The sequence below is a fragment of the Cryobacterium mannosilyticum genome, from assembly GCF_004402705.1.
In the GTDB taxonomy this organism is placed as follows: domain Bacteria; phylum Actinomycetota; class Actinomycetes; order Actinomycetales; family Microbacteriaceae; genus Cryobacterium; species Cryobacterium mannosilyticum.
Genome location: NZ_SOFM01000052.1, coordinates 36,830 through 53,968 on the forward strand (window position 1 = coordinate 36,830; position 17,139 = coordinate 53,968).

Annotated in this window: 11 protein-coding genes; 6 read left to right on the forward strand and 5 right to left on the reverse strand. The window is 70.3% G+C overall.

The genetic code is table 11. From position 1 onward, the window contains the following. Positions 1-18: 18 nt before the first annotated feature. The 3 genes from E3O32_RS17040 to E3O32_RS17050 form a co-directional block, all read right to left on the reverse strand. The gene (locus E3O32_RS17040) at positions 19-1,683 is read right to left on the reverse strand and encodes a DHA2 family efflux MFS transporter permease subunit (RefSeq protein WP_134511032.1); all 1,665 of its coding nucleotides are present in this window, start codon (positions 1,681-1,683) and stop codon (positions 19-21) included. Beyond that, positions 1,680-2,486: a tryptophan-rich sensory protein gene (locus E3O32_RS17045; RefSeq protein ID WP_134511033.1), complete on the reverse strand. Its 807-nt coding sequence runs from the start codon at positions 2,484-2,486 to the stop codon at positions 1,680-1,682. Before E3O32_RS17045 ends, E3O32_RS17040 begins: the two co-directional genes overlap by 4 nt. 125 nt (positions 2,487-2,611) lie before the next feature. Next, positions 2,612-3,931: an LCP family protein gene (locus tag E3O32_RS17050; protein WP_134511034.1), complete on the reverse strand. Its 1,320-nt coding sequence runs from the start codon at positions 3,929-3,931 to the stop codon at positions 2,612-2,614. 133 nt (positions 3,932-4,064) lie between these two features. Between E3O32_RS17050 and E3O32_RS17055 the strand changes: the two genes are divergently transcribed. Then, positions 4,065-4,451: a VOC family protein gene (locus E3O32_RS17055; protein WP_134511035.1), complete on the forward strand. Its 387-nt coding sequence runs from the start codon at positions 4,065-4,067 to the stop codon at positions 4,449-4,451. Here the strand turns inward: E3O32_RS17055 and E3O32_RS17060 are convergent, their stop codons facing one another. Continuing rightward, positions 4,452-5,168 (reverse strand): HAD family hydrolase, encoded by a 717-nt coding sequence (locus tag E3O32_RS17060; protein ID WP_134511036.1) that lies wholly within the window; start codon positions 5,166-5,168, stop codon positions 4,452-4,454. It abuts the gene before it with no gap. A 94-nt stretch (positions 5,169-5,262) separates the two neighbouring features. Between E3O32_RS17060 and E3O32_RS17065 the strand changes: the two genes are divergently transcribed. Then, the gene (locus E3O32_RS17065) at positions 5,263-7,434 is read left to right on the forward strand and encodes a S9 family peptidase (RefSeq protein ID WP_134511037.1); all 2,172 of its coding nucleotides are present in this window, start codon (positions 5,263-5,265) and stop codon (positions 7,432-7,434) included. Between the two features lie 177 nt (positions 7,435-7,611). Further along, the gene (locus tag E3O32_RS17070; RefSeq protein WP_134511038.1) at positions 7,612-10,749 is read left to right on the forward strand and encodes a DEAD/DEAH box helicase; all 3,138 of its coding nucleotides are present in this window, start codon (positions 7,612-7,614) and stop codon (positions 10,747-10,749) included. 15 nt (positions 10,750-10,764) lie between these two features. Here the strand turns inward: E3O32_RS17070 and E3O32_RS17075 are convergent, their stop codons facing one another. Further along, entirely contained in the window at positions 10,765-11,292 is a 528-nt protein-coding gene (locus E3O32_RS17075) for a flavodoxin domain-containing protein (protein WP_134511039.1), read from the reverse strand. Positions 11,293-11,580: 288 nt separating this feature from the next. On the opposite strand from E3O32_RS17075, the gene E3O32_RS17080 reads away from it, so the two are divergent. From E3O32_RS17080 to E3O32_RS17090, 3 genes are all read left to right on the forward strand, one after another. Beyond that, entirely contained in the window at positions 11,581-13,764 is a 2,184-nt protein-coding gene (locus E3O32_RS17080) for a putative bifunctional diguanylate cyclase/phosphodiesterase (protein ID WP_166790894.1), read from the forward strand. Continuing rightward, positions 13,761-16,031, forward strand: coding sequence for a putative bifunctional diguanylate cyclase/phosphodiesterase (locus tag E3O32_RS17085; protein ID WP_134511041.1), 2,271 nt, complete (start codon positions 13,761-13,763; stop codon positions 16,029-16,031). Before E3O32_RS17080 ends, E3O32_RS17085 begins: the two co-directional genes overlap by 4 nt. A 131-nt stretch (positions 16,032-16,162) precedes the next feature. Then, a complete protein-coding gene (locus E3O32_RS17090; protein ID WP_166790895.1) occupies positions 16,163-16,945 on the forward strand; it encodes an AMIN-like domain-containing (lipo)protein in 783 nt (260 codons plus the stop codon). Positions 16,946-17,139 lie beyond the last annotated feature (194 nt).

Here is a 17,139-nt window from a genome sequence, read left to right on the forward strand (position 1 = left end):
CGGTGACGCCGGGTCGATTCAGGCGGAACCGCCGACTCCGGCGGGGGCGGCATCCGCTTCACGGGGAACCCGGTGCGGAGCAGTGCCGGAGAGCCGCAGCGTCGCCAGGAAGCCGAGCACGAGGAAACCGGCGGCGGCGAAGGCGGAGTACCGGGTGCCCTCGCTGAACGCGTCCCGCGCGGCATCCGCGATGGCCGGGCTCCGGGCCTCGAGCGCCGGGATGGCCGCACCGGCGCTGTCGACGACGGCGTCGACGATCTGGGACTGCGCGACCGCCGGGATGCCGGGGACGTCGGCGAGTTTCGCGTCGAGCGACGCCCCGACCGAGGTGAACAGCACGGTGCCGAGCACGGCGATGCCCAGGGCGGAACCGATCTGTCTGGCCGTGCTCGAGGTGCCGGAGCCCTGGCCGCTCTTCTCGACCGGCACGTCCTTGAGCACGACCCCGGTCAGTTGCGCCGTCGCGAGGCCGACGCCGATGCCGTAGACGAAGAGGAACGGCACGACCGACAGCCAGGTGGCATCCTTCGAGATGACGACCCCGAGACCCGTGACGCCGATGATCTCCGCGACGATGCCCAGCCTCACGATGGTCTCGGGCGAGACCTTGTTGCCGAACGCGCCGGCCAGGCCGCTCGCCACGAAGGAGCCGAGGGCAAGGGCGAGCAGCACGAAACCGGTCTGAAGCGCGTCGTAGCCGAGCACGTTCTGCAGCCAGAGCGGCAGGGAGAGGATGATCCCGAACTCGCCGAGCGAGACGATCATGGCCGCTATGTTGCCGTTGCGGAACGAGGCGATCCGGAACAGCGAGAAGGCGAGCAGGGTGGTGCGGCCCGTGCGCTGGCGGTGCAGACCCCAGGCGACGAACGCCGCCCCGGCGACGAGCGTGATCGCGAACGCGAACGGGATCGGCGAGAGCTCGAACGGCCAGGTCCAGTCGCCGACCACCATCGCCTTGTTGGTCAGCCACCAGCCGTAGCTGCGCCCCTCGATCAGCCCGAAGACGAGCGACGCGCTGGTGATCACGGAGAGCACGGCGCCGACGACGTCGACCCGGCGCGGCTCGCCGGCATCCCGCGATTCGACCACGAAGGTGAGCACGCCGATGACGATGATGATGCCGAGGGGCACGTTGATGCCGAACGCCCAGCGCCAGGAGAAGTAGGTGGTGAGCCAGCCGCCGAGGAGCGGGCCGACGGCGACCATGCCGCCGATCGTGGAGCCCCAGATGGCGAACGCGATGCCACGGTCGCGGCCGCGGAAGGTGGCGTTGATCAGCGACAGGGTGGTCGGCAGCACCATGGCCCCGCCGACGCCCTGGACCAGGCGCGCGCCGATCAGGAGGTCGCCCGATCCGGAGAACGCGGCGAGCACGGATGCCGCGGCGAAGACGACGACGCCGAGCAACAGGATGCGGCGGCGCCCGTACCGGTCAGCGAGGGTGCCGAACACCAGCAGCAGCGCCGCGAAGACGAGCGTGTAGCTCTCCTGCACCCACTGCACCTGGGTGGAGGTGATGGCGAGGTCGTCGACGATCGAGGGGATGGCCACGTTGATGATCGTGGAATCGACGATGATGAGCGCGACGGCGACGCTGATGAAGACCAGGCCGGCCCAGCGGCGACGGGGAGACCCCGTGGCCTCGGCGGGTCGCGCGGCACGGTCGGAGGCGGGGATGCTCATGCGGTGGCCAATCGGGGAGCGACGGACCGTGCGCCGCGCAGGCGCAGGGTGAGGGTGAGAATGACGATGACGGCGACGGCGACCAGGGCCGCGACCGCCGCCGGGGTGGACGGCGGGCTGCCGGTCAGCCGCGCGACGGCCAGCCAGGCCAGTCCCCAGGACAGGGACACGGCTGGGGCGAGACGCCCGCGGCCGGCGACGGCGAGCAACACCCCGACGAGCCCGGCGACGGCCACGATGGCGACAGCCCACCCGTCCGGTGAGGCGCCGAACCCGTCGAAGCCGGCCGCCACCAGGACCGCGGTCACGTTGGCGGCGGTCGCCACGCAGACCCAGCCGAGGTAGAGGCCGATCGTGCCATCGGCGAGAACGGTCTCGATCAGGTTCTTCGGACGCGAAGCCAGGGTGATCCGGAACGTCAGCACGAGCACGGCGAGCAGCAGCACGATCACCGGCACGCTCAACCAGAGCTGGTCGAACTGCACGCTCAGGATCCACGCCGCGTTCAGCAGGAGCGACGCGGCTACCGGGTAGCCGAGGCGACGCTGACGGGCATCCGTCTTCTGCGCGGGCAGGAACTGCCAGATGGCGTAGCCGATCAGGCCGAGGTAGATCGGGGTCCAGATGCCGAACGCCGGAACGGCGGGGGCGATCAGGGTGGCGTCGGCGGCGAGTGCACCGCCCGACGCGTTCTGGATCGGCGTGCCGCCGGCCGCCCCCGAACCAATGAATGAGCCGATGATCGCCAGGATCGCGCTGACCAGCACGACGCCCTGGCGGAGAAGGTCACTGCCCTGTTTCATCTCATCCTCCTAATAGTCAATTAGCTTAGCTAGTTGACGTTAGCACTGGATGAGGGTGCTGAAAAGGCCCCGCCGGGCCCGAACCCCGCCGGGTCAGGTCGAGTCAGACGGGCTCACCAGCCGGGTCAGTAGTCGTAGGCGATGGAGCAGGTCTGCTGGTTCGCGGTCTGGCCGCGCAGCCCGGCGATCGTTTCCGGCGCGGCGGGGGCCGGCGTCGCGGCCGGATCGGTCGCTGCCGGGTCGGTCACGGCCGGGTCGGTCGCTGCCGGGTCGGCCGTCTCAGCCGGTGCCGGGGTTTCCGCGGGAGCCGGCGCGGCCGGGTCCGCCTGGGCGCCGTTGCCGAGTGAGTTCTCGTCGAGGGTGAACGGCTGGTCGGCTTTCACCTTGGCGAACAGCGCCGTGGCGAGCTCTTCCGACGGCACGAGCTTCGCGGTGTTTTCGGGATCCTCCGCCGACGGGTACTGCACGAAGACGAGCTTGTTCAGGTCGATGTCCTTCAGCGCGAGCGCCATGCTCACCATCGTGGGGATGTTCGCGAGCGAGGTGGAGAGCTTGAGGTTCGTGCCGGCCGCGTTGGCCAGGCCGGTGAGCTTCGACACGTCGGTGAGGGTCGAGTTGCTCTTCATCACCCGCATCAGCGAGGACATGTAGGCCTGCTGCGACGAGATGCGGGACAGGTCGCTGCCGTCGCCGACGCCGTGGCGGCTGCGCAGGTAGGAGAGGGCCGTCTGGCCGGCGACGACGCTGGTGCCCGCGGGGAGGTTGAGGCCGGAGGCAGGGTCTTCGATGGCATCGTTGAGGCAGATCGGAACGCCGCCGACGGCATCCGCCATCGCGACGGTGCCTTCGAAGGAGATCAGCCCGGCGAAGGGGATGTCCAGGCCGGTGAGTTCGGAGACCGTCGAGACGACGCAGCCGAGGCCGCCGCGACCGTAGGACGCGTTGACCGCCTCGGCGTCGACGGCGGGGTTGACATCGCCGGTGTCGGGGTTGGTGCACTCGGGCTGGGCGATGACGAGGTCACGCGGGATGCTGACGACGACGGCGCTCTTATGGTCTGCGGAGACGTGCAGCAGGATGTTGACGTCGTTCAGGGTCGAATCGCGTTCGCCGTAGGACTGGCCCTGGGCGGTGGAGTTGTCGACACCGACGACCAGCACGTTGAAACCGCCGGCGAAGGAGGCCGCCTTTGCGGTTTTCGCCGGCTTCTTGCCGTTGGAGATGTCCACCGAGTTGGCGGCGACCTTGGTGGCGAGCTGGTTCACGGCGATGGCGGCGACGGATGCCCCGCTCACCAGTGCGACGGCCAGTGTGATCGCGACGACCTTGAGCAGCGGCGCCCAGAATTCGCGCCAGCGGGAGTGGCCTTTGTGGCGCACCAGACCAGTCACTTTGGCCTGGCGACGGGCGTCTCCACGCCCGATCGGCTCCTGCTCCCGTGCCATTGATCTCCCTGTCTTGGTTTTTTGCACTAATCGCCCACCATATAGTCCGCACCCGTGTGCGCCCTGAATATTCCTGTGGATGCCTCACAGAGTGCGCCCCTGGGAGCCACGGCGGCCGTGCCAGACTGCCGGGATGCGGATAAACGGAGTGCACCACATCGCCATCATCGCCAGCGACTACGAAGCGTCCAAGGCGTTCTACCAGGACGTGCTCGGCGCCACCCTCGAGGCCGAGTACTTCCGGGCCGAACGGGATTCCTGGATGGGCAAGCTCGCCCTGAACGGGCACTACCTGATCGAACTGTTCTCGTTCCCGGACACCCCGCCGCGGCGCAGCGGCCCGGAGGCGCTCGGCCTGCGCCACCTGGCCTTCGAGGTCGACGACGTGCCGGCGGCCCACGCCGAACTCCTGCGGAAGGGCGTCGACTGCGAGGAACTGCGGGTGGACCCGAACAACGACAAGGCCATGTTCTTCTTCCGTGACCCCGACGGCCTCCCGCTGGAGATCTACCAGAGCTGACTAAGCCGGCAGCAGCTCGAACCTGACCCCGTCGTCCTGCACCAGGATGCGGAGCCGGTCCAGGCCGGGCACCACGAGGTCGGCGACCAGGTCGGCCGCGGCGTGGGTGCCCTCCACGCCGATGGTCGCGCATCCGGCGGCCCGGGCTGCCTCCAGGCCGGCCGGGGCGTCCTCCACCACGAGGCAGCGGGCCGGGTCGACGCCGAGGCGCGCGGCGGCGGCCAGGAACGGCTCGGGGAACGGCTTGCCCCGGCTCGTCTCCTCGATCGTGACGACGGTGGCGACGGTGGGCACGCCGGCGGCGGTCAGGCGCACCAGGCAGAGCGCCCGGGTGGCGGAGGTGACGATCGCCCGCCGGTGCTCGGGGATGCTCGCGAGCAGCTCCCCCGCGCCGGGGAGGATCGCGATGTCGCCGGTGTCGGCCAGCTCGAGCTCGGTCAGCCGCACGACGGCCTGGTCGACCTGGTCGGCCGGCACCAGCGTGGCGAGCATCTGGCGGGCCGGCACCCCGTGGCGGGCACCCTGGAACGACTCGCCGAGGCCGGCTTCGTCGGCCCAGCGCCGCCAGGACCGGTTGACGGCGTTAGTCGAGTCGACGAGGGTACCGTCCATGTCGAACAGCACGGCCTCGAAGACCCGGCCGAGCAGGGTGTTCGAGGTGTCGGGAGACTCCCGAGGGGCGGTCGGGGCGGTCGGGGCGTTCGGGGCGTTCGTCATGGGTGTCCTTTCCCGGGGCCGCGATTGTCGGCTCCGGTCACCCGGCAATTCTCCCGCACCGGCGCGCACGGGTGCTCCCCCGTACGCTGGACCAATGATCATTCCTCCCCTTGCGGCGAAGAAACCGACCCGGCGGGTGCACCACGACGACGTCTACATCGACGACTACGAGTGGCTGCGCGACAAGGATGACCCGGCCGTCCTCGCCCATCTCGGCGCCGAGAACGACTACACGGATGCCCGCACCGCCCACCTCGAACTGCTGCGGGAGCAGCTCTTCGAGGAGTTCAAGGGCCGCACCCAGGAGACCGACCTCAGTGTGCCCGTGCGCGAGGGCCGGTGGTGGTACTACACCCGCACGGTCGAGGGGCAGGAGTACGGCATCCACTGCCGGGCCCCGATCACCGGGCCGGACGACTGGGAGCCGCCGGTGATCACCGCCGACGGCGACCCGGCCGCGGCCGGGCTCCCGGGCGAGCAGCAGCTGCTCGACGACAACGCCGAAGCGGCCGGGCACGATTTCTACTCCCTCGGCAGCTTCGACGTGAGCGCCGACGGGAGCCGGCTGCTCTACGCCGTCGACACCGAGGGCGACGAGCGGTACACGATCCGGGTGCGCGACCTCGCCACCGGGCAGAACCTCCCCGACGAGATCGAGGACACGGCCGAGGGCGCCCTGTTCGATCCGAGTGGCCGCTACCTCTTCTACACCACGGTCGACGACGCCTGGCGGCCGGACACCGTCTGGCGGCACGAGGTCGGCGCGGCGGCATCCGTCGACAGCGAGGTGTTCTACGAACCGGACGAACGGTTCTGGGTGGGCGTCGGCGTCACCCGCAGCCGCAAGTTCCTGCTGGTCGAGGCCGGGTCGAGCGTGACCACCGAGACCCGGCTGCTCGCCGCGGCCGACCCGACCGGCGAGTTCGCCGTGGTCTGGCCGCGCCGCGACGGCGTCGAATACGACGTGGAGCACGCCGTCGTCAACGGCGAAGACCGCCTGCTGATCGTGCACAACGACCACGCGGTCAACTTCGAACTGGTCAGCGTGGCCGCGGCGGACCCCCAGGGTCCGCAGCGGATGCTGCTGCCCCACGACGACGCCGTACGTCTGGAGGGCGTCGACGCGTTCCGCGACTTCGTCACCGCCGAATACCGGCGGGACGGGCTCACCCGGGTGGCCATCGCCCGCACCGATACCGGCTCCGGCTCCGGCTCTGGCTCCGGCTCCGGCTCCGGCGGGCTCGACTTCGCCGAACTCACCTTCGACGAGCCGCTCTTCACCGTGGGCACCGGCGCCAACCCGGAGTGGGACCAGCCCACGGTGCGGTTCGGCTACACCAGCTTCCTCACACCGTCGACCGTGTACGACCATGTCGTCGCCACCGGCGAGCGCCGCCTGCTCAAGCAGCAGCCGGTGCGCGGCCGCTACGACCCGAGCCTGTTCGAACAGCGTCGCGAGTGGGCGGTGGCCGCGGACGGCACCCGCGTGCCGATCTCCCTGGTCTTCCGCCGCGACCTGGTGCGCCCGGGGGTGCCGGCGCCGACCGTGCTCTACGGCTACGGATCGTACGAACACAGCATCGATCCCGGCTTCAGCATCCCGCGGCTGAGCCTGCTCGACCGCGGCATGGTCTTCGCCATCGCCCACGTGCGCGGCGGCGGCGAACTGGGCCGCCCCTGGTACGAACAGGGCAAGAAGCTGCACAAACGCAACAGCTTCACAGACTTCATCGACTGCGCCCGGCACCTGGTCGACCTGGACGTGACCAGCCCCGACCGGCTCGTCGCCGACGGCGGCAGTGCCGGCGGGCTGCTGATGGGCGCGGTCGCGAACCTGGCGCCGGAGCTGTTCGCCGGCATCCACGCCGCCGTGCCGTTCGTCGACCCGCTCACCTCGATCCTCGACCCGTCGCTGCCGCTCACCGTGATCGAGTGGGACGAGTGGGGCGACCCGTTGCACGACCCCGAGGTGTACGCGTACATGAAGGGGTATTCCCCGCTCGAGAACGTGCGCGCGACCCGGTACCCGCGCATCCTGGCCGTGACCAGCCTGAACGACACCCGGGTGCTCTACGTCGAGCCGGCCAAGTGGGTGGCCCGGCTGCGCGAGGTCGGGGCGGATGCGCTGCTGAAGACCGAGATGTCGGCCGGCCACGGCGGGGTGTCCGGGCGCTACGCCGCCTGGCGTGAGCGGGCCTTCGACTTCGCCTGGCTGATCGACGTCGCGGGCGCGCATCCGTCCGGGGAGGCCCCGCTCCCCGAATAGCGCGCACCGCTCCGCCCACTCCGCCTACTCCGGGATGGAGATTCTCGCGCCACGCCGGTGCCGCCGCCGCGTTCCCCGGCGTGTCCGATCTTTCTCCGCTCTGGCGTTCGCGGACGGCAGCGCCTGGCCCGGTGTCGGATGCCGCTGGGCCCGGGCCGCGCGTGAGAGCATGGAGCCATGTCGCGCTCCGGGCCTCCAGCGGCATCCGCCGAGTGGAAGCGCATCGCGGGGCCTGCCGCCGAGGCGACCGGCTCCCCCGCCGCCGCCGGCGCGCCGGTGTCGATGGGGCTGCAGTTCGAGCTGCGCGAGCAGACCCCCCGCACGAATGAGCGTTGGCGCGGGCCGACGGCGCGAGCGGTGACCACAGTCCGGCCCGGGCACGGCGAGCTCCGGCTCGGGGTGCGGCCGGTCATCCTGAGCGCGCGGGGCAGCTGGGTGCGCACGAACGTGTCCTGGAACCAGCTCGGATTCCACCTGAACCGGCTCAATCTCAACCCCGAGCACCACCGATGGCTCAGCCAGCTGCTCGCCCTGCACCGGGCGGTGCGCGGCGTGTACACCGGCCAGGAGGCCGACTGGCTCTACCTCGACGACTTCACCAGCCCGCTGCTCTGGACCCTCTTCGACGAGGCCGCCGCGATCGGCCTCCGTTTGGTCGGCAGCAAGAAGGATGCCGAGGTCACGGTGGGCCGCACGGCCCGCCTGAGCCTCGACGCGAGCGCCGACGCGGTCGACGAGGGTCTCCGCCTGGCCACCCGGCTGCTGATCGACGGCGACGCCCACCCCGCCGAACACGCCGGCGCCATCGGCAGCCACGGTCTCTACGTCTGGGAGCTCGGCGCCCGGCCACAGCTCACCCTGGCCCCCGCCGACCGGCCGCTCAGCCGCGAACAGCTCCGGCTGCTCGGGCAGCCGGGCACGGTCGACGTGCCGGAGTCCGACGTGGCCGAGTTCCTGACCGTCTTCTACCCCGCGCTGCGGCACACCCTCCCGGTCACGAGCACGGATGCCTCGGTGCACTTCCCCGAGGCAGACCCGCCCGTGCTCGTGCTCACGGCACGATTCCGGCCGAAGCAGGCGCTGGAGCTCGAGTGGCACTGGGAGCACCGGGAGGGTGCCCGCGTGACCCGGAGCCCCCTCCGGCCGTCGCCCGACACCCCCGCCGCCGGCACACCCGAAACCGGCACACCCGAAACCGGCACACCCGAAACCGGCACACCCGACGCCGGCACACCCGAAGCCGACACCCCCGGCCCCGAGACTGCCGACACCCCTGAAGCCACCATCCTCGCCGACGCGGCCGACACCCTCCGGCTGGACGGCCACCCGGCGCCCGGCCCGGCACCCCGCCACCTGCACGACATCGAGACGGCCGAGTTCGCCGAGCGGAGCCTGCCAAGGCTCCGCTCGGTTCCGGGCGTGCGCGTCGACGTCGTCGGTGACCCGCCCGACTACCATGAGCTCACGGCGGTTCCCAAGCTCACCGTCAGCACGGTCGAGACCGATCAGCGCGACTGGTTCGACCTCGGCGTGCTGGTCACCGTCGACGGCCGGAGTGTGCCGTTCGGCCCCCTCTTCAAGGCCCTGGCCAAGGGGAAGGCCAAGCTGCTTCTGGTCGACAACAGCTACCTCTCCCTGCGCCAGCCGGTGTTCGAGCGTCTGCACGAGCTCATCGCCGAAGCCCGTGCCCTGCAGGAGTGGGACACCGGGTTGCGGATCAGCCGTCACCAGGCCGCCCTCTGGTCCGAGTTCGAGGACCTCGCCGACGAGACCGTGCAGGCCGTGGCGTGGCGGTCCGCCGTGGCCGGGCTGCTCGCCCTCACCGCGGGCGACCACCCCGCCGGCGGGCAGCGCGCCCTCGCCGAGCCACGGTCCGTTTGCCTGCCGGCCGGACTCCAGGCCACCCTGCGCCCCTATCAGCTGCACGGCTTCGCCTGGCTCGCCTTCCTCTGGGAGCACCGGCTCGGCGGCATCCTCGCCGACGACATGGGGCTCGGCAAGACCTTGCAGACCCTGACGCTGCTCGCCCACGCCACCGCGCAGCCGCGCACCCCGGGCCGACGGCCGTTCCTGGTCGTCGCCCCGACCTCGGTGGTCTCCAACTGGCTCGCCGAGGCCGCCCGGTTCACGCCCGGCCTCGTCGTGCGCGCCGTCACCGCGACCGAGGCGGCCGGTGGGACACCGATCGAGGATGCCGCGGCCGGCGTCGACGTCATCGTCACCTCCTACGCGCTCTTCCGCCTCGACTTCGAGGCCTACCAGGCCGCCGGCTGGGCGGGGCTGATCCTCGACGAGGCCCAGTTCATCAAGAACCGAGCCTCGAAGGTGCACCTCTGCGCCCGGGACCTGGACACCCCGTTCAAGCTCGCCCTCACCGGAACGCCGATGGAGAACAACCTGCTCGAACTGTGGGCCCTGTTCACTGTCGTCGCCCCCGGCCTCTTCCCCTCGGCCCGCCGCTTCGCCGAGGACTACCTGCGACCCGCAACGGCCCCGGCCGACCCGGCGCTGATCCATCGGCTGCGCCGCCGCATCCGGCCCCTGATGCTGCGCCGCACCAAGGACGTCGTCGCTCCGGAACTGCCGCCCAAACAGGAACAGACCCTGCAGATCGAGTTGAACCCGCGGCACCGGCGGCTCTACGACACGTTCCTGCAACGGGAGCGGCAGAAGCTGTTCGGCCTGATCGAAGACCTGGACCAGAACCGGTTCATCGTCTTCCGGTCGCTGACCCTGCTGCGCATGCTCAGCCTGGACCCCTCGCTGGTCGACGAGAAATATGCCGGGGTGTCCTCGAGCAAACTGGACGCCCTGTTCGACCAGCTCGAAGACGTCGTCGCCGAGGGACACCGGGCGCTCGTCTTCAGCCAATTCACCTCATTCCTCGGCAAGGCGGCGGCACGGCTCGATGCCGCGGGAATCGCCTACTGCTACCTCGACGGGTCGACGCTGCATCGTTCGGCGGTGATCGACCGGTTCAAGCAGGGCGCCGCGCCGGTGTTCCTGATCAGCCTCAAGGCGGGCGGGTTCGGCCTGAACCTCACCGAGGCGGACTATGTCTTCCTGCTCGATCCGTGGTGGAACCCGGCCACCGAGACGCAGGCCGTGGACCGTACTCACCGGATCGGTCAGACGAAGAACGTGATGGTCTACCGGATGGTCGCCACCGACACGATCGAGGAGAAGGTGATGGCGCTCAAGGAGCAGAAGGCGGCGCTCACCGGCTCGGTGCTCGACGGTGCCGGCACGGCCGGCGACGCCGGCTTCAGCGACGCGCTCACGGCCGACGACATCCGCGGCCTGCTCGAACCCTGAGCCCCGGCGACGGGCTCAGCCCGCGGCCAGCTCCTCGGCGATCCCGGCCGCCCACTCGTCGATCGCAGCCCAGTCGCGGAAATCACCCTCGGGCAACAGCTCTCGCCCGGACGGGATCCGCCGCACCAGCCGGTCCCGGCGACCGAGCACGCCCGGATCGAGGGCGCCGAAGAACACCTGGCGCCCGCGCGGGCTCAGCGCCTCACCGAACTCCTCGAACTGCTTCGGTTCGGCTTCCTTGAGCTTGTCGCGTCCCTCGGCATCCTTCGGGTCGGTGCCGAGCGGTCCGCTGCTGAACAACCAGACCGGCTTGCCGGCCAGCTCCGCCAGGTGTCCGCGCACGAATTCGGTTGCCTCCTTGCGCCACGACCCCATGTAGACCGCACTGCCGAGCACGAAGGCGTCGTAATCCGCCGGCTTGTCCACGGATGCGAGGGGCCGGGCGATCGCGTCACGGCCCGCCTCGCGCAACTTTCGCGCGATGCGCTCGGCTATTCCCTCGGTCGCACCGTACTTGCTCGAGAACCCCACGAGTACCGTCATGATGAGTGCCTCCTGTTTTCCTGCCTGGGTACCTCAATCGTAACGACCGAGGGCCGCAGCCGGATCGCCGTCGCCACGGTGAAGGTCATCGACCTTTTCTCCGAATTCATGCGGACGATGCCAGGATTGGTCCCGGCTCGGAGCATCTCCACCGTGGCTCACCGGCATCCCGCTGCTACGCTGAACAAACGTCAGTCCGGGAGTTCCATGCAGTCGAACAATTTTGCGCGTCTACGCGGTCCGGTACTGGGGTACTTCAGTCAGTCCGGCATGTGGCTGGTGTGGGTCATGAGCCTCCTCGTCGCCGCCTACACCGGCGCCCTGCTCCTGCACGGCCCGGGCTTCAACCTGCTCGTCGACGGTGTGCTGTCGATGCTCACCCAGTCGGTCCTGCTGACCGTGTGCTGGCTGGCGGTCGCCCGGGGCGGGCGCGGCCATCGCGAGCTGCTGCTGACGGCGGTGGCCGCAACCGGCGTCGTCGCCGCGAACGTCTACGCCCTTTCCGCGAACAGCCGCGGCGAGGAACTGCCGTTCCCCTCCCCGACCAACCCCGGCTACCTCCTGTTCTACGCCCTGATGACGGTCGTGATCGGGATGCTCGTGCAGCGCAGTGCGCGCGGCCTGGCCTGGTCGGTGCTCCTGGACAGTGCCGTCGGCACCCTGGGCACGGCATCCGTGCTCGCGGCGCTGCTCTCCCCCTTTCTGGACTCGATCGGCGACGCCAAACCCGACGCGACGGGCAGCATCGCGGTCGCCTATCCGCTGTTCAGCCTGCTGCTGGCCCTGGCCGTCGGCGGAATCGCCGCGTCACAGAGCACGAATGCCGACCGACGTTGGGTCCTCCTGGTCTTCGGCTTGATGATCTTCGCCTCCACCGACATCGTGTTCGCGATCATCGGCGACCGATACGTCATCGGCACCCCGCTGGATGCGGGCTGGGTGATCGGCCTCGCCCTCGTCGCCGTCTGGCTTGACTCGTCCACCCGTCCGGATGCCGTGCTCGGCCACGCGGCGCACAGCGCCGCCGCCCTCGCCCTGCCCGCGGTGTCGACCATCGCGGCCCTCGGCGTACTGGTGCTGTCGAGCCAGGTTCCGCTCGCCCCCCTCGCCATCGCACTCGCAGCCGCGACGTTGGGGCTGGCGGCGCTGCCGCTCATCTCGCGGCAGATGGTGCTCCGGCGCCAGCTCCGCACGGACGACCTCACCGGCCTGCCCAACCGCCGGGCGCTGTACACCGCCGTCGCCGGGCGGCTCGCAGCCGACCGGGCGCAGCCGCGCGCGCTGATGCTCCTCGACCTGGACCGGTTCAAGGAGATCAACGACAGTCTCGGCCACGACGCCGGCGACCGCCTCCTGATCCAGGTCGGGTCCCGCCTGGCCTCGGAGCTGGCACCCGGTGATTTCCTCGCCCGACTCGGCGGCGACGAATTCGCCATCCTGCTCAACGACTCCGACCGGCTCGAGGCGGAAGCAGCCGCGCTCCGGCTGCGCACCGCACTCGCGGCACCCTTCACCCTCGAGGGAATCTCGCTGCAGACCAGCGGGAGCATCGGCATCGCACTCTACCCCGACCAGGGCGACGACCTCACCGGGCTGCTGCGCAAGGCCGACATGGCCATGTACAAGGCGAAATCCGGCCACAGCGGCCACCACGTCTACCGCAGCGCGGACAACAGCCACGGCGCGACCAGGCTCCGCACATTGCACGAGCTGCGGATAGCACTGGCCCAGGACCAGCTCGTGCTGCACTACCAGCCCAAGATCGAGCTGGGGACCGGAACGGTGAACGGAGTCGAAGCCCTCGTGCGCTGGAACCACCCCACCCGGGGTCTGCTCTTCCCCGACCAGTTCCTCGCCATGGCCGAGGAGGCCGGACTGATGCACGCCCTCACCCAGGTGGTGATGCGTCAGGCCCTCGACCAGGCAGCCGTGTGGCTGGCCGCCGGCCGCTCCTTCACCGTCGCGGTGAACCTCTCGGCCAGCTCCCTGGTCGACGCCGAACTGCCCGAATGGGTCGCCGCCATGATCGAGAGCCGCGGCCTTCCGGCATCCGCCCTCACCCTGGAAATCACCGAGGAATTCCTGATGGCCGACCGGGACCGGGCCAGGGAGATCCTGACCCGGCTGCGTGCCAGCGGCATCCGGATCTCCGTCGACGACTTCGGCACCGGCTACAGCTCGCTCGCCTACCTCCGCGACCTGCCCATCGACGAGCTCAAACTCGACCAGTCCTTCGTCTTCCCGATGGCCGACGACGCCAGGGCCGCCGCCCTGGTCGCCTCCACCATCGACCTGGCCCACGGCCTCGGCCTCCGCATGGTGGCCGAGGGCGTCGAGAACGGCGTCGCCTACGACGAGCTGGTGCGCTACGGCTGCGACTACGCCCAGGGGTACTTCATCTGCCGCCCCATCCCGGCCGCCGACCTGGACCAGTGGCTGGCCCGCCGCGAGATCACGGCGACCACCGAATGAGCGCCCTCCCCATCCGGCGGCGCTGGTCTCTCTGGGTCTTGGCCGGCCTGGTACTCGCCTACACGATCGGCCTCATGGTCCCGGACTCCGGGTTCAATCCCTTCGTCGACGGGTTCCTGTCCATGGCCGCCGGGTGGACGAGCGTCGCCGTGTGCTGGGCCGCCGCCTACCGGGCGGGCCGGGACCGCCGAAGCGGCCGGGGGCGCCGCGATGGCCACGGACGCCCGGAGGTGCTCCTCGCCGCCGGCGCCGTGACCGCCAACACGCTCGGTGACACCTACGAGCTGATCCAGCGCGGGACCGGTTTCGCCGGCTACCCCTCGCCGGCTGACGCGGGGTATCTCCTCTTCTACGTGCTGTTCCTGGCCTCCCTCATCGTGCTGGTGCGTCGGCAGCTGCGCGGCTCCACCAGGACGATGATCCTGGACAGCGTCGTCGGCTCGCTCGGTGCCGCCTCGCTTCTCGCGGTGCTGTTGACCCCCGCTCTCAACGCCGCCGTCGCGAAACCGCCGACACTCGGCACCGCGGTCGCGATCGCCTACCCGATGCTCGACCTGCTCCTCCTCGCCGCCATCGCCGGGATCGTCGCGTCGCACGGGCCGGAGTCAGGCCGCCGCTGGATGCTCCTCGTTTCCGGACTGGTGATCTTCACGGGCGCCGACGTGGTGTTCGCGCTGGCACCTGACCTCTATCTGATCGGCACCCCGCTCGATGCCACCTGGGCGATCGCGATCGCCCTGATCACCCTGTGGGTCGACCGCTCGGGTGCCCCCCGCTCGACGGCCGGCCGCGGCACCGGAAGCATGTCGGCCGTGGCCGTGCCGGCGGTGTCGATCCTGGCCGGGCTCGGCGTGCTCATCCTGGCCAGCCAGGCTCCGGTGTCCGGGCTGGCCGTTCTGCTGGCCGCCTTGACGATGGCCGTGGCGACCATCCCACTCATCGGCAGGCAACGGGTGCTCCGGGTGCTCTCCCGCACCGACGAACTCACCGGGTTGCCCAACCGGCGCGCCTTCTACACCGATGTGCCCGGCCGGCTCGGGGCCGTTGACGCCGGCCGGCGCAGCGCCCTTCTGCTCCTCGACCTGGACCGGTTCAAGGAGGTCAACGACAGCCTCGGGCACGACGTGGGCGACCGCCTACTGGTGCAGGTGGGCGTGCGTCTGGCCGGACAACTGCGCGCCACCGATCTGCTGGCCCGCCTCGGCGGCGACGAATTCGCCGTGTTGCTCGTGAACTCGGGCCACGATGAGGCCGTTCTGGTCGCCGGCAAGCTGCGCGCGGCGCTGGCCGAGCCCTTCCTGCTCGAGGGGATCACGCTGCATTCCAGCGCGAGCATGGGCATCGCCGTGCACCCCGACCAGGGGAACGACCTGACATCGCTGATGCGCAAGGCCGACATGGCCATGTACAAGGCCAAGTCGACGAAGAGCGGGCACCACGTCTACCGGAGCGACGACGACAGCCACGGCGACCTGCGCCTGCGAACCCTCCAGGAGCTGCGTTCCGCGATCGGCGATGACGAGCTCGAGCTGCACTACCAGCCGAAGGTCGACCTGGCCACGGGGAACGTTCAGGGCGTCGAGGCCCTCGTGCGTTGGAATCATCCCACCCGCGGCCTGCTCCTTCCGGAGCATTTCCTCGACCTGGTGGAAGAGGCCGGGCTGATGCCTGGGCTCACCCGGATCGTGCTGAACAAGGCCCTCGACCAGGCGGTGCTCTGGCGGGCCCAGGGAGAACAGCTGACGGTCGCCGTGAACCTGTCGGCGAGCTCCCTGGTCGACCGTGACCTTCCCGACCGGGTCGGCGCCATGATCGCTTCCCGGGGCCTGCCGGCATCCGTGCTGACCCTCGAGGTCACCGAGGAGTTCCTGTTGAACGACCGGGAGCGGGCCAGGGACATCCTCACCCGGCTGCGGGCCCTCGGCGTGCGCATCGCCGTCGACGATTTCGGCACCGGTTACAGCTCGCTCGCCTACCTGCGCGACCTGCCCATCGACGAGCTCAAGCTCGATCAGTCCTTCGTCTTCCCGATGATCGACGACGAGCGGGCCGCCACCCTGGTCTCCTCCGCGATCGCCCTGGCCCACAGCCTGGGGTTGCAGATGGTGGCCGAGGGAGTCGAGAACAGCGTCGCCTACAACGAGCTCGTGCGCTTCGGCTGCGACTCCGCGCAGGGCTACCTGGTCTCCCGCCCGGTCTCCGCCGGGGAACTGGATGTCTGGCTCGCCGACCGCAAGGTCACCGCGATCGTTCGCGGCGCCTCCTGACCCTGCCGGCGTCGCTCAGGGCCGTTCGACCTTGTGAACCCTGACGTGCGGGAGTAGACCACGATCAGACCGGTCTTCGCGAGCAGTGGCGTTCGGGGCCATTCGAAGCCGCCTGATTGGGGTTGACGATGATGTCCCGCAGTTCCCACCGGCGGATGCGCCGCACGGCCGGCCTTCTGATCGCGATTCCCGCGGTGCTCGCCCTGGCCGCCTGCGTGCCCTGGCTGCCGCTGCCCACCGACACCGCCACGCCCTCCGGCACGGCGACCACGCCGGCCACCCCTACCCCCACTCCGACCGGCACCTCCCCGGCCACCCCGCCACCGGACCAGACCGAACCGCCTCAGTCCGGCGACAAGGTCATCTCGTCCCGGCTTGCCCACGACTGGGCCTGGCCCGGACCGGACCAGCCGATCTCCGTGGTGCACGACAACACGGTTCCGATCGCGCCGCCGCCCGAGCCGCCGCTGCCCTCCCTCTACTCGATCGGCGTGGGCGCGCATCCGTCGGACAGCCCGCCGTTCGACCAGATGAGCTTCCGCTTCACGGGCGGGTTCCCCGGCTACACCCTGGAATACGTGCCGGAGCTCGACGGCGACGCCAGCGGCCTGCCGATCCCGATGCCCGGCACCAACACGATCCTGCGGGTCGTCTTCCATACCGCGCAGGCGCACACCGAAGGCGGGCAGTCGAGCGTGGTCTCGTCGCCGCCGGCCTTCGTCGGCTACAAGGCGATCACGAGGTACGCGCCCGCCGGCGATTTCGAGGGCTACGTCACCTACGGCATCGGCGTCGGCCGCCCGCTGAGCTCCACCCCGCAGACCCCCGTGCGGGTCTACGAGGTCGAGAAGATCGAGCAGGGCCGGCACCTCTACGTCGTGGCCGTGCAGGTCGATGCGACAAAATGGAAGTAGGCAAGGTGCCTCGCCGGGAATGAGGGGCTGCACCCGATGGACGATCCGGTCCGGCTCGCTCGCGGCGCACCTTCCGGAACCAGGCGCTCGCTCCGGAGCCTGTTGCTTTATGGGGCTGCCCACCGGCAGGGCGTGTCGTTCCTGGGCGTGTTTGAGGGGTCTGAGAAAATGGTTCATGGCCCTTCATTACCGTC

Excerpts from the sequence above, each read along its gene's own strand:
- E3O32_RS17070 (WP_134511038.1), top strand. The coding sequence starts at position 7,612 with ATGTCGCGCTCCGGGCCTCCAGCGGCATCCGCCGAGTGGAAGCGCATC.
- E3O32_RS17085 (WP_134511041.1), top strand. The coding sequence starts at position 13,761 with ATGAGCGCCCTCCCCATCCGGCGGCGCTGGTCTCTCTGGGTCTTGGCC.
- E3O32_RS17065 (WP_134511037.1), top strand. The coding sequence starts at position 5,263 with ATGATCATTCCTCCCCTTGCGGCGAAGAAACCGACCCGGCGGGTGCAC.
- E3O32_RS17060 (WP_134511036.1), bottom strand. The coding sequence starts at position 5,168 with ATGACGAACGCCCCGAACGCCCCGACCGCCCCGACCGCCCCTCGGGAG.
- E3O32_RS17045 (WP_134511033.1), bottom strand. The coding sequence starts at position 2,486 with ATGAAACAGGGCAGTGACCTTCTCCGCCAGGGCGTCGTGCTGGTCAGC.
- E3O32_RS17050 (WP_134511034.1), bottom strand. The coding sequence starts at position 3,931 with ATGGCACGGGAGCAGGAGCCGATCGGGCGTGGAGACGCCCGTCGCCAG.
- E3O32_RS17090 (WP_166790895.1), top strand. The coding sequence starts at position 16,163 with ATGTCCCGCAGTTCCCACCGGCGGATGCGCCGCACGGCCGGCCTTCTG.
- E3O32_RS17040 (WP_134511032.1), bottom strand. The coding sequence starts at position 1,683 with ATGAGCATCCCCGCCTCCGACCGTGCCGCGCGACCCGCCGAGGCCACG.
- E3O32_RS17055 (WP_134511035.1), top strand. The coding sequence starts at position 4,065 with ATGCGGATAAACGGAGTGCACCACATCGCCATCATCGCCAGCGACTAC.
- E3O32_RS17080 (WP_166790894.1), top strand. The coding sequence starts at position 11,581 with ATGAGCCTCCTCGTCGCCGCCTACACCGGCGCCCTGCTCCTGCACGGC.
- E3O32_RS17075 (WP_134511039.1), bottom strand. The coding sequence starts at position 11,292 with ATGACGGTACTCGTGGGGTTCTCGAGCAAGTACGGTGCGACCGAGGGA.